Origin of the sequence: Faecalibacterium prausnitzii, from assembly GCF_019967995.1 — a bacterium.
In the GTDB taxonomy this organism is placed as follows: Bacteria; Bacillota; Clostridia; order Oscillospirales; family Ruminococcaceae; genus Faecalibacterium; species Faecalibacterium prausnitzii_E.
Window position 1 is genome coordinate 496371 of record NZ_CP065377.1, and the last position, 12913, is coordinate 509283.

Genomic DNA, 12913 nt, shown 5'->3' on the forward strand with positions numbered 1-12913 from the left:
ATGACCCATGAAGAGATCCTGTCCATGCTGGGCGACTACGTGGACTACCTGATCGCCAATTCCAGCGCCGAAGCCCCGATGTGGAACATCGAGAAAGTCCGCAGCGGCAAGCCCAACAAGTGGAACTACATCGACGGCTGCATGATCACGGCCTGCCTGAGTCTCTACCACACCACCGGCGACAAGAAGTATCTGGACTTCTCCAAGCAGTTCATCGACTATTTCGTCCAGCCGGACGGCTCTATCCAGACCTATGACCCCAAAGAATACAACCTCGACAACGTGAACCAGGGCAAAAACCTGTTTGTTCTGTACGATCTTTACGGCGAGGAAAAATACCGCAAGGCCATCGACCTCATCCGGAGCCAGCTGGAGACCCAGCCCCGCACCAAAGAGGGCAACTTCTGGCACAAGGACATCTACCCCTGGCAGGTCTGGCTGGACGGCACCTACATGGCCCAGCCCTTCTACATGGAGTACGAGACCCGCTTCAACAAGATGCAGGGCTGCATCGACAGCTACAAGCAGTTCATGAACATCCGCAGGCACATGCGCGACCCGAAGACGGGTCTGTACTACCACGGCTACGATGAGAGCCGCGCGATGTACTGGGCCGACCCGGAGACCGGCTGCAGCCCCAACTTCTGGCTGCGGGCCATGGGCTGGTTCATGGTGGCCATGGTGGATGTGCTGGAGCGGATGGACGAGCAGCTGTACAACGAGTACCGCGGCATCCAGGCCATGCTGAAGCAGACCATCGAGGACGTACACAAGTTCCAGGATGAGGAGACCGGCATGTTCTGGCAGGTCATGGACCACCCCGGCGTCGAGGGCAACTATCTGGAGACCAGCGGCACAGCCCTGTTCGCCTACGCGGTGCTCAAGGGCGTCCGTCTGGGCCTGCTGCCCAAGCGGATGGCTGCCTGGGCCGAGAAGGCCTTTTACGGCACCTGCGACAAGTACCTGTCCAGGAATCCGGACGGCAGCCTGCAGCTGGACGGCATCTGCCTGGTGGCCGGTCTCGGCGGCAAAGACCACCGCGACGGCTCCCTCGCTTACTACTTCAGTGAGCCTGTCGTCTGCAACGATGCCAAGGGCGTCGGCCCGCTCGTGCTGGCCTACACCGAAATGATCGCCCGCTGAGCACACGAACCAAATAGAAACTGCATTGGGGCCGGGAGCTTTTCCCGGCCCCAACGTGTTTTCCGGGCGCAAAAAAGAGGAACTGCACGGAGCAGTTCCTCTGAAAAAAGGCTGTTTACTTGAGCACCGCACCGAGGTTTGCACTCGTGACCATGCGGGCATAGCGGCTGAGCCAGCCGGTATTGATGTTGGGTTCGGGTGCGACATACCGGGCCTTGCGCTCGGCCAGAACGTCGTCGGAGACCTCCAGCGTGATGCTGGCATTGGGGATATCAATGTGGATGGTGTCGCCCTCCTCGATGAGGCCGATGGGGCCGCCGGAAGCAGCTTCGGGGCTGACATGGCCGATGGCGGCACCGCGGGAAGCGCCGGAGAAGCGGCCGTCGGTGATGAGGGCGACGGTCTTGTCCAGCTTCATGCCGGCCAGTGCAGAGGTCGGGTTCAGCATCTCACGCATACCGGGGCCGCCCTTGGGGCCTTCGTAGCGGATGACCACCACATCGCCGGGTACAATCTGGCCTGCGTAGATGGCCGCAATGGCGGTCTCCTCGCTGTTGAAGACGCGGGCCGGGCCGGAGTGCTCCTGCATCTCCGGGGCGACGGCGCTGCGCTTGACCACGCAGCCGTCCGGTGCGATGTTGCCCCACAGGATCTGCAGACCGCCGGTGGGGGAGTAGGGGTTCTCGATGGGGCGGATGGCCTTATCGTTCAGGATGCGGGCACCCTGGATGTTCTCGCCCAGCGTTTTGCCGGTGACGGTGGGGACATCCAGATCCAGCAGGCCCTTCTTGGCCAGCTCGGCCTGCACGGCGGGGATGCCGCCTGCAGCGTAGAGGTCGGGCATGTGGGTCGGGCCGGCGGGGGCCAGATGGCAGAGGTTCGGGGTCTTGGCGCTGATCTCGTTGAAGAGCTTCAGGTCGATGGGGACCCCGGCCTCGTAGGCGATGGCCAGCAGGTGCAGCACGGTGTTGGTGGAGCAGCCCAGCGCCATATCACAGGTGAGCGCATTGCGGATGGAGCGCTCGTTGATGATCTGGCGGGCGGTGATGCCCTTATTGACCATCTCCATGATGGCCATACCGGCGTGTTTTGCCAATTGCAGACGCTTCGAGTAGACCGCCGGGATGGTGCCGTTGCCGGGCAGAGCAATGCCGATGGCCTCGCACAGGCAGTTCATGCTGTTGGCGGTGTACATGCCGGAGCAGCTTCCGCAGCTGGGGCAGCAGTTGCAGGTGCAGTCTTCCAGCTGCGCGTCGGTGATCATACCGGCCTTGTAAGCGCCCACGGCCTCGAACATCTTGGAGAGGCTGACCTCTTCGCCGCCGTAGGTACCGGCCAGCATCGGGCCGCCGGAGCAGACCACGGCGGGCACATCCATGCGGACGGCAGCCATGACCATGCCGGGCACGATCTTGTCGCAGTTGGGCACGAGGACCAGGCCGTCCAGCTGGTGGGCCATGAGCATGGTCTCGACGCTGTCGCAGATGAGCTCGCGGGAGGCGAGGGAATACTTCATGCCCACATGGCCCATGGCGATGCCGTCGCAGACGCCGATGGCCGGGATGAGGATGGGTGTGCCGCCTGCCATCTCGACACCGGCCTTGACTGCATCGGCGATCTTATCCAGATTCATGTGGCCGGGCACGATCTCGCTGTAGGCGCTGACCACACCGATGAGGGGGCGCTCCAGCTCTTCGGGGGTGTAGCCCAGGGCGTAAAACAGGCTGCGGTTCGGGGCGCGCTCCGAGCCTTTGGTCACGTTGTCACTTCTCATGTTATCCTCTCTCTTTTCTGAAACCCTCTCAGTCAACGCCTGACGGCGTTGCCAGCTCCCCCGAAGGGGGAGCCATTGGCACGCCGGGCAAGCCAAGGGTGTTTATCACAAAATGCCGGGCCCCGCTCTCCTTATCAACAACAGCAGACTTGATGCTGCTGGGTGAGAGAACAGCGCCCGGCGCTTTATAGGAAAATGAAATTCAAATCGTTCAGCAGGAACTTTGCCGATACGCCAGCGACTCGCCCTTCGGGAGAGCTGGCGCGAAGCGCCTGAGAGGGTTTACTTCTTCAGCCAGCTCATCATGCTGCGCAGCTCTGCGCCGACCTTTTCGATGGGCAGCTCGGCTTCCATGCGGCGCTTTGCCAGGAAGTGGACCTTGCGGCCGCCGTTGGGGCTCATCTCGGTCAGGAACTCAGAGGCGAAGGTGCCGTCCTGGATCTCGGTCAGGACCTTCTTCATCTCCTTGCGGGTCTCAGCGGTGATCAGGCGCTTGCCGGTGCGGTAGTCGCCATACTCTGCGGTGTTGGAGATGGAGTAGCGCATCTTGGAGAAGCCGCCCTCGTTGATCAGGTCAACGATCAGCTTCATCTCGTGGCAGGTCTCGAAGTAAGCCATCTCCGGCTCGTAGCCAGCCTCGACCAGCGTATCGAAACCGGCGTGGATCAGCTCGGAGACACCGCCGCACAGAACGGCCTGCTCACCGAACAGGTCGGTCTCGGTCTCCTCCTTGAAGGTGGTCTGCAGGATGCCTGCACGGCCGGCACCGATGCCGGAAGCGTAAGCCAGAGCAATGTCCTTGGCCTTGCCGGTGTAGTCCTGCTCTACGCAGATCAGAGAGGGGCAGCCCTCGCCCTCGGTGTACAGGCGGCGGACGATGTGGCCGGGGCCCTTGGGTGCGATCATGATGACGTCCACATTCTTGGGTGCGGTGATGGTCTTGAAGTGGATGTTGAAGCCGTGTGCAAAGGCCAGAGCCTTGCCCTCGGTCATGTAGGGTGCGACCTGCTTGTTGTAGATGTCGGCGCACAGCTCATCGGGCACCAGCATCATGACGACGTCGCCCGCCTTGGCAGCCTCTTCGACTTCCATGACCTTGAAGTTGTCGTGGGTGGCGGCGAACTCGGAAGCCTTCTCCCAGTGTGCAGAGCCTTTGCGCAGGCCGACGACGACGTTGACGCCGCTCTCAGCCAGATTCTCGGAATGGGCGTGGCCCTGGCTGCCGAAACCGATGACAGCGACGGTCTTGCCGTCCAGCACACCGAGGTTGCAGTCGGAATCGTAATATTTCTTGATGGCCATGGTAGTTGTTCTCCTTTTGCTTTTTCTGTTTGGATTTTATATTCGGTTGATTTGAAAACTGGGTGAAACCCTCTCAGTCTCGCGTTGCTCGCCAGCTCTCCCAAAGGGAGAGCTTTTGTGCGAATGTTTCCGTCCCTGCAAAAACCTCGCCCTTCGGGAGAGGTGGCAGCGCGTAAGCGCTGACGGAGAGGGTCAAAAACGTGTTAGTGGCACGTCGTTCCCGGCAGGGGCAGCTGCACGTCGCGCACTTCCTGCGAGGGTTTCTGTATGTGCTGGTGCATCCCGCCGCGTTCCAGCGCGGTGACGCCGGTACGGCACAGTTCGAGGATGGTGTAATCCGCGAACATCTTCAGGAAGGCATCGATCTTTTCGGGCTTGCCGATCAGTTCAAAGACCATGCTGTCCGGGGACAGGTCGATGATCTTGGCCTTGTAGATGCTGCCCACCTCCCGCAGCTCCGCGCGGTTGTGGACATCGGCGGCGACCTTGAGCAGCAGCAGCTCCCGCTCCAGCGCGTTCTCGTGGTCGAGCACGAAGACCTGGCGGGTGACTTCCAGCCGCTCGGTCTGGAGAATGAGCTGGTTCAGCTCCTTTTCGGTGCCGGACACCGCGACCGTGATGCGGCTGACGGTGGGATCGTTGGTGGCGGAAACGGTCAGGCTGTCGATGTTGAAGCCGCGGCGGCAGAACAGGTTGGACACACGGGCCAGAACGCCGCTCTGGTTGTCCACCAGCAGACTGATGACTCTGCGTTTGGATTCCATGGTGCGTTCCTCCTTACTTCATGATGATATCGTTGATGTCGCCGCCGCCGGGGATCATGGGCAGGACCTTTTCGTCCTTGTCGATGATGCACTCGATCCAGGTGGGGCCTTTGCGCTTCATCGCTTCGGCAAAGGCAGACTGGAACTCGGTGAGATTCTGGCAGCGGTATCCCTTCAGGCCAAAGCCCTCGGCCAGCTTGACGAAGTCGGTGTGGCGGTGGGGGTCGGTCTGGGAGTAGCGCTTGCCGTAGAACGCGCTCTGCCACTGGCGGACCATGCCCAGCACCTGGTTGTTGAAGATGACCGTGATGATGGGCAGCTCGTAGCTGACCGCCGTGCAGGCCTCGTTGAGGTTCATGTGGAAGGAGCCGTCGCCCGTGAACATGACCACCCGCTGGTCGCGGCCCAGCGCCATCTGTGCGCCGATGGCGGCACCGTAGCCGAAGCCCATGGTGCCCAGACCGCCGCTGGTGATGAAGCCGCGGCTCTTGGTGTGGCGGATGTACTGCGCCGCCCACATCTGGTGCTGGCCCACGTCGGTGACGTAGACGGCCTCCGGGCCGCACTGGCTGCACACCTCGCCGATGACCTGATGGGGCATCAGGCGGGACGCGTCGGACACGGGATGATAATCCTGCGCCTGCCACTCGCGGATCATGGCCATCCACTCCGGGTGCTTTGCCTCCTGGATGAGGGGGAGCATCCCGCCCAGAACGTAGGCGGCATCGCCGGAGATGGCCAGATCCACATCCACGTTCTTGCCCAGCTCGCTGGGGTCGATGTCGATCTGGATGATGGTGGCATTTTTCGCAAAGGTCTTGGGGTTCAGGGCCACACGGTCCGAGAAGCGGGTGCCCAGCGCGATGAGGACATCGCAGTCGGCCACGGCCCGGTTGGAGGTGTAGCAGCCGTGCATTCCCACCATGCCGATGTTCATCGGGTCGCCGTAGGGCACGACGCCTGCCGCCATCAGGGTGTAGGTGGCGGGGATCTCTGCTTTGTGGATGAGGTCCCGCAGGGGCTGGCAGGAGGCTGCGCTCCGCACACCGCCGCCAAAGTAGACCAGAGGCCGCTTGGCCGCATTGATGAGGTCGGCGGCCCACTTGACCTGTTCTTCGTTGTACGTGGTCACGGTGCGGATCTTTTCCGGCTGCTTGGGGGTGAACTCGCAGACCGCAGCGGTCACATCCTTGGGGATGTCCACGAGGACGGGGCCTTTGCGGCCGCTCTGCGCAATGCGGAACGCGGCCCGCATGGTGTCGGCCAGGTCTTCGACCCTGCGCACCGTGAAATTGTGCTTAGTGATGGGCATCGTGATGCCCTCGATGTAGGCTTCCTGAAAGCTGTCCTTGCCAAGGCCCGCCGTGGTGACGTTGCCGGTGAAGGCGACCATGGGCACCGAGTCCATGTAGGCCGTGGCAATGCCGGTGACGAGGTTGGTGGCACCCGGCCCGCTGGTGGCCAGCACCACGCCGGTACGGCCGGTGGCGCGGGCATAACCGTCTGCCGCATGGGAGGCGCCCTGCTCGTGGGCGGTCAGCACATGGGTGATGTGGTCGGCGTTCTTGTACAGCTCATCGTAAAGGTTCAGCACTGCGCCGCCGGGGTAACCGAAGATGGTATCCACCCCCTGCTCGCAGAGCACCTCAACAAAAATCTGCGAACCATTCAACTGCATGTCTTGTCTCTCCTGTTTCCTGTCTCTTTTCCAACTCTACACTTTCAAAATTCCCTCAGATACGTCAAATTTCGCATCCTGCATCCTCGATGGAACGTTGGGTCAATTATACTATAAATCGGTCAGATGTCAAACAATGATTTGTAAAGTGAATCACCCGAAAGATGAAGATAATTAAACACAGGGTTGCACTGAGCCTGCAGCAGCGGTATAATTTTGGTACATTCGTTAAATATAAGAGGGAAAAGGCTATGAAACTTCGTGAATGGAACGCCCGGCTGCACGGGCTTGTGATCTTCCGCGCCCTGCTGGAAGACCCGGTGGTGGCCAAATTATTGGACCTGACCGACCGGATGGAAGCGGGAACCCGCAGCATGGGCCCGGTGTGCGACGCCGTGGCGGCCTTTGAGGCGGCGTTGTTCGAGCAGACCACCAATCTGGGCGAGTATCTTGCCAATGCGGTGCTGGAGACCGAGACGGTCTGTGTGCGGCAGGCTGCGGCGGGCGGCATCGCGCCGGTGATGCAAAAGGCACTGGACAGTGAACTGCGCTTTTTGCAGGAGCTTTGCCGCCTGACGCTGGATGAGCTGTTCCAGACGGCTTATTCCGAACAGGCCCAGCGGCCGGAACTGGCCTTCCTGCCCCGGTGGGAGACGAAGGACATCGACCTGGCAGCGGCTTACGCCCAGCGGATGCAGGAGGCCGGGAAAAAGGGTTACGGCATGTTTGCCAAACACCATGTCTTCACGGTGGAGAACGGGCGTCTGGTGCCGGTCAAGTACCCGGACCCCCAGCGCCTGTCCGAACTGCCCGGTTACGAGGGCGAGCGGGAAAAGGTCATCGCCAACACCAAAGCCCTGCTGGCCGGGATGCCGGCCAACAACGTCCTGCTGTACGGTGACGCGGGCACCGGCAAATCGAGCGCGGTCAAGGCCATCGCCAATGAGTTCGCGCCCGACGGCCTGCGTCTGGTGGAAGTCAAGAAGAACCAGCTCTATCAGATCCCCGACCTGATGGACAAGCTGGCGGCGAACCCGCTCAAGTTCATCTTCTTCATCGACGACCTGAGCTTCACCGCCAACGACGACAACTTCGCAGCCCTCAAGGCCATCCTCGAAGGCAGCGTGGGCGGCCGGGCCAGAAACATTGCAGTCTATGCGACCTCCAACCGCCGCCACCTCATCAAGGAGACTATGACCGACCGCACCGGTGATGACATCCACGAGGCCGACACCCGGCAGGAGCTGATGAGCCTGTCGGCCCGCTTCGGCCTCACCGTGACCTTCCAGCGGCCCGAAAAGGCCCGCTTCGAGGCCATCCTCACCGAGCTGGCCAGACAGCACGACATCCGGATGCCGATGGACCAGCTCCTCGTCAAGGCCGAGGCGTTCGCCATCCGCGCCGGTGGCCGCAGCCCCCGCGTGGCCAAACAGTTCATCGAGCAGTGCGAGAGCGGCGTACAGAAGTAAGAACAAGCAAGAAAGGCAGTGCCCATGCGGGCACTGCCTTTCTTGCAATAAAATCAAACGCGCTCGGCGACGAGCTGGAAACCGGCCTTGGTCAGCTCCGTGCGGATCTGCTCGATCTGCGCATGGTCGCGGGTCTCCAATGCCAGTTTGAGGAAGCAGCTGGAGATGGGCATGTTGGGGTCGGAGCCATCGTGCAGGACGGAGACGACGTTGCTGCCGCAGCGGGAGACGATCTCGGCCACCTTCTTGAGCTGGCCGGGCTTGTCCTCCAGTGCGATGGTCAGGTTGGCTTTGCGGCCGCTCATGACCAGACCGCGGGTGATGACGCGGTTGAGGATGTTCACGTCGATGTTGCCGCCGGAGATGACGCAGACGACCTTTTTGCCCTCGATGGGCAGCTTGTGGAAGAGGGCGGCCGCCACGGGCACTGCACCGGCCCCCTCAGCGACGAGCTTCTGGTTCTCCATCAGGGAGAGGATGGCGGCTGCGGTCTCGTCCTCGGTCACGGTCACGATATCGTCCACATACTCCTCGCAGAGCTGGTAAGTCAGCTCACCGGGGGTCTTGACCTGGATGCCGTCCGCGAAGGTGGAGGCAGCGGAGAGGGTCTGGTATTTGTGCTCGTGGAGGGAGCGGTACATGCTGGGGGCACCCTCGGCCTGAACGCCGTAGACCTTGACGTCCGGCTTGAGGCTCTTGATGGCAAAGGCCACGCCGGAGATGAGGCCGCCGCCGCCCACAGGCACGATGACCGCATCCACATCGGGCAGCTGGTCCAAGATCTCCAGACCGATGGTGCCCTGACCCGCGATGACCTGTTCGTCGTCGTAGGGGTGAATGAAGGTCATGCCGGTCTCGGCCTGCAGCTCGACGGCCTTGTCGTGGGCGTCGTCGTAGGTGCCGGGCACAAGGCAGACCTCCGCGCCCAGGCTCTTGGTGTTCTCCACCTTCATGATGGGCGCACCGTCCGGCATACAGACGATGCTTTTGATGCCCCGGCGGGTCGCGGCCAGCGCCACGCCCTGGGCGTGGTTGCCTGCCGAGCAGGCGATGACGCCCTTTTCGCTCTCCTCTTTGGAAAGCTGGCTGATCTTATAATAGGCACCGCGCACCTTGAAGCTGCCGGTGGCCTGCAGGTTCTCGGTCTTCAGGTAGAGCTGGCAGTCCTTGGAGAGCTTGGGGGCCTCGATGAGGTCGGTCTTGCGGGCAACATCCTTGAGCACAAAAGCGGCATGGTAAACTTTATCCAGAGTCAACATCGTTCGTTCCTATCCTTTGTTCCATAAATGTGATGCAATCAAGTATAGGATACCAAAAGTCTTTTGTCAAATGAAAGGATTTCACGATTTGACCGGCTGGGGTGACGAAGCGCCAGGAACCGCAAAAAAGCGACGCCGTGCGGCGTCGCTTTTTGCAGAGGTTCAGATCTCGGCCAGAATGGCGTCGCCCATACCGGAGCAGCCGACACAGGTGCAGCCGTCGCTCATGTTGTCGGCGGTGCGGATGCCCTTGTCCAGCACCTTGCTCACCGCGTTCTCAATGGCGTCCGCTTCCTCGGCCAGACCGAAGGAGTAACGCAGCATCATGGCGGCGGAGAGGATGCAGGCGGTGGGGTTGACGATGTCCTTGCCGGCAATATCGGGGGCGGAGCCGTGGATGGGCTCATACAGGCCGCGGGTGCCGTCGCCCAGCGAGGAGGAAGGGATCATGCCGATGGAGCCGGTGATCATCGAAGCCTCGTCGGAAAGGATGTCGCCGAACATGTTCTCGGTGACGATGACGTCGAACTGCGCGGGGTTCTTGACAATCTGCATGGCGCAGTTGTCCACGAACATCTCACTGTACGCGACGTCCGGATATTCGGCCTGCAGCCGGTGCATGACCGAGCGCCAGAGGCGGCTGGTGTCCAGCACGTTGGCCTTGTCCACGCAGCAGAGCTTCTTGCGGCGCTTTCGGGCCGTCTCGAAGCCGATGCGGCCGATGCGCTCGATCTCGTGCTCTGCGTAGGGCATGGAGTCGATGGCCTGCTTCTCGCCGTTTTCGAGGGTGTGGGTCTCGTGCGAGCCGAAGTACACGCCGCCGATGAGCTCCCGCACGATGAGAAAGTCGATGCCCTGGGCCACGATCTCCGGCTTCAGGGGGCTGGCCGGGGCCAGCTGGGGCCAGATCTTGGCCGGGCGGTTGTTGGCGTACAGCCCCATCCCGGCGCGCAGGCGGAGCAGGCCCTTTTCGGGGCGCTGCTCACCGGGCAGGCCCTCCCACTTGGGGCCGCCCACGGCACCCAGCAGGACGCTGTCCGCAGCCAGGCACTTGTCCAGCTCGTGCTGGGGGAGCGGGTCGCCGTATTTGTCGATGGCCTCGCCGCCCATGGCAGCATCGGTGTAGTGGAAGGTGTGGCCATACTTCTCGGCCACTTGATCGAGGACGCGGAGCGTCTGCTTCACGATCTCCGGGCTGGAGCAGTCGCCCCAGATGACAGCAATGTTTTTTTCCATTGGGTTCTCCTTTCGGCTGATCCCTCTCAGTCTCGCTTTGCTCGACAGCTCTCCCAAAGGGAGAGCCATTGGCAGAACGATACAGTCGTGCGGACTGCTTGGGTTTGATTTCGGGTCGGTCTATGTGGGCCCTGTCCTCATTGGCAGCAGCGGCTGGCCTTTGCTGCGGAGCCCGGAGGCTTCCGGTGTAGAAAAACGTTGTCTGGTCAGCATTTTCAAGACCGGCCTGCCAAAGGCTCCCCCTTCGGGGGAGCTGGCACGAAGTGCCTGAGAGGGTCACTTCGTCAGCGACTTCATCAGGCCGCCGTCGGCGATGATCTTCTGGATAAAGGGAGGGAAGGGTTCGGCCTGGAAGGTCTGGCCGGTGGTCTTGTCGGTGATGACGCCGGTGTCGAAGTCCACATGGACCTCGTCGCCTGCGGCGATGGCGTCGGCGGCTTCGGGGCACTCCATGATGGGCAGGCCGATGTTGATGCTGTTGCGGTAGAAGATGCGGGCAAAGCTCTTGGCGATGACCACCGAGATGCCGGCGGTCTTGATGGCCAGCGGGGCGTGCTCACGGGAGGAGCCGCAGCCGAAGTTCCAGCCGCCGACCATGATGTCGCCCGCGTGGACATTGTGCACGAAGTCCTTGTCGATGTCCTCCATGCAGTGGGCGGCCAGCTCTTTGGCATCGGGGGTGTTCAGGTAGCGGGCCGGGATGATGACGTCGGTGTCCACATTGTCCGGGTATTTGAAAACGGAGCCGTTTGCGTTGTTCATGGTGTTTCTCCTCTCTTAGACCGTGCGGGGGTCGGTGATATAGCCGGTGAGGGCGCTGGCGGCGGCGGTGGCCGGGGATGCCAGATAGACCTCGCTCTTCACATGGCCCATGCGGCCCACGAAGTTGCGGTTGGTGGTAGAGACGCAGCGTTCGCCCTCGGCCAGAATGCCCATGTAGCCGCCCAGGCAGGGGCCGCAGGTGGGGGTGGAGACGATGCAGCCCGCATCAATGAAGGCGGTGGTCCAGCCGCGCAGGATGCACTCCTTGTAAACGGCCATGGTGGCGGGGATGATGATGCCGCGCACCCCCTTGGCGATGTGTCGGCCCTTGAGGATGTTGTAGGCGGCCTCCATGTCTTCCAGGCGGCCGTTGGTGCAGCTGCCGATGACGACCTGGTCAATTTTGATCGTTTTGCCCTCGGCGGCGGGGTGGGTGTTCTCCGGCAGATGGGGGTAGCTGACGGTGGGTTCGAGCTGGGAAAGGTCGATCTCGATGGTCTGCTCGTACACGGCATCCGGGTCGGCCTCGTAGAAGACCGGCTCGCGCTGGCTGCGGCCCTTGAGGTAGGCTCTGGTGGTCTCGTCCACGGGGAAGATGCCGTTCTTGGCACCGGCCTCGATGGCCATGTTGCAGACGCACAGGCGGTCGTCCATGGTCAGGGAAGCCACGCCGGGGCCGGTGAACTCCATGGACTTGTACAGCGCGCCGTCCACGCCGATCTGACCGATGATGTGGAGGATGAGGTCCTTGCCGGAGACGCGGGGGCCGAACTTGCCCTTGAGCACGAACCGGATGGCGGCAGGCACCTTGAACCATGCCATGCCGGTGGCCATGCCCGCAGCCATGTCGGTGGAGCCAACGCCAGTGGAGAAGGCACCCAGCGCACCGTAGGTGCAGGTGTGGCTGTCGGCACCGATGACGCAGTCACCGGCGGTCACGATGCCTTTTTCGGGCAGGAGGGCGTGTTCAATGCCCATCTGACCGACATCGTAGAAATTGAGGATGTCGTATTTGTTGGCGAACTCACGGCACTGCTTGGACTGGGTGGCGCTCTTGATATCCTTGTTGGGGACGAAGTGGTCCAGCACGATGGCGATGTGCTCTTTGTCGAACACGCCGTCAAAGCCTGCTTTCTCGAACTCGTTGATGGCAACGGGGGTGGTGATGTCGTTGCCCAGCACGAGATCCAGCTTTGCGTTGATGAGCTGGCCTGCCTTGACCTCGGCCAGACCGGCATGTGCGGCTAAAATCTTCTGCGTCAGGGTCATTCCCATGGTGGTACTCTCCTTTTATATGATATCTGCTGTTTGCCCTCTCAGTCTGCTTCGCAGACAGCTCCCCCAGAGTGGGAGCCACTGGCGAGTCGGGCAGGTCTGCGCGTTGTTCTTCTACAGCCGGGCCTTGTTCTCGTTGGCAGCGGCAGCTGGCCTTTGCTGCGGAGTCTGGATGGCTCCGGTGCAGCAAAACGTTGCTTGGTCAGTAGTTTCAAAACCGGTCTGCCAAAGGCTCCCCCTTTGGGGGAGCT

The 12913-nt window shown here is 61.8% G+C and carries 10 protein-coding genes; 2 read left to right on the forward strand and 8 right to left on the reverse strand.

Translation table 11 applies throughout. The features are described from left to right. Nucleotides 1–1143 (forward strand): glycoside hydrolase family 105 protein, encoded by a 1143-nt coding sequence (locus I5P96_RS02470; protein ID WP_223382951.1) that lies wholly within the window; start codon nucleotides 1–3, stop codon nucleotides 1141–1143. 115 nt (nucleotides 1144–1258) lie between these two features. On the opposite strand, the gene ilvD is transcribed toward I5P96_RS02470, so the two are convergent. The 4 genes from ilvD to ilvB all read right to left on the reverse strand — a co-directional run bounded on the left by ilvD (nucleotide 1259) and on the right by ilvB (nucleotide 6661). Continuing rightward, nucleotides 1259–2917, reverse strand: coding sequence for a dihydroxy-acid dehydratase (gene ilvD, locus I5P96_RS02475; protein WP_223382952.1), 1659 nt, complete (start codon nucleotides 2915–2917; stop codon nucleotides 1259–1261). A gap of 282 nt (nucleotides 2918–3199) precedes the next feature. After that, nucleotides 3200–4219 carry a ketol-acid reductoisomerase gene (ilvC, locus tag I5P96_RS02480; RefSeq protein WP_097791419.1) on the reverse strand — a complete coding sequence of 340 codons (1020 nt, stop codon included), beginning with the start codon at nucleotides 4217–4219 and terminating at the stop codon, nucleotides 3200–3202. 203 nt (nucleotides 4220–4422) lie between these two features. Next, a complete protein-coding gene (gene ilvN / locus I5P96_RS02485) occupies nucleotides 4423–4983 on the reverse strand; it encodes an acetolactate synthase small subunit (RefSeq protein ID WP_223382953.1) in 561 nt (186 codons plus the stop codon). A gap of 13 nt (nucleotides 4984–4996) precedes the next feature. After that, nucleotides 4997–6661: a biosynthetic-type acetolactate synthase large subunit gene (gene ilvB, locus I5P96_RS02490; protein WP_223382954.1), complete on the reverse strand. Its 1665-nt coding sequence runs from the start codon at nucleotides 6659–6661 to the stop codon at nucleotides 4997–4999. A 251-nt stretch (nucleotides 6662–6912) separates the two neighbouring features. Between ilvB and I5P96_RS02495 the strand changes: the two genes are divergently transcribed. After that, complete coding sequence (locus I5P96_RS02495) at nucleotides 6913–8130, forward strand: ATP-binding protein (protein WP_223382955.1); 1218 nt, start codon at nucleotides 6913–6915, stop codon at nucleotides 8128–8130. Nucleotides 8131–8183: 53 nt separating this feature from the next. Here the strand turns inward: I5P96_RS02495 and ilvA are convergent, their stop codons facing one another. From ilvA to leuC, 4 genes are all read right to left on the reverse strand, one after another. After that, a complete protein-coding gene (gene ilvA, locus I5P96_RS02500) occupies nucleotides 8184–9389 on the reverse strand; it encodes a threonine ammonia-lyase (RefSeq protein ID WP_097791415.1) in 1206 nt (401 codons plus the stop codon). A gap of 162 nt (nucleotides 9390–9551) precedes the next feature. Then, complete coding sequence (leuB, locus tag I5P96_RS02505; protein ID WP_223382956.1) at nucleotides 9552–10625, reverse strand: 3-isopropylmalate dehydrogenase; 1074 nt, start codon at nucleotides 10623–10625, stop codon at nucleotides 9552–9554. Between the two features lie 276 nt (nucleotides 10626–10901). Next, a complete protein-coding gene (gene leuD / locus I5P96_RS02510) occupies nucleotides 10902–11387 on the reverse strand; it encodes a 3-isopropylmalate dehydratase small subunit (protein ID WP_097791413.1) in 486 nt (161 codons plus the stop codon). Between the two features lie 15 nt (nucleotides 11388–11402). Then, the gene (gene leuC / locus I5P96_RS02515) at nucleotides 11403–12662 is read right to left on the reverse strand and encodes a 3-isopropylmalate dehydratase large subunit (RefSeq protein ID WP_097791412.1); all 1260 of its coding nucleotides are present in this window, start codon (nucleotides 12660–12662) and stop codon (nucleotides 11403–11405) included. Nucleotides 12663–12913: the final 251 nt, after the last annotated feature.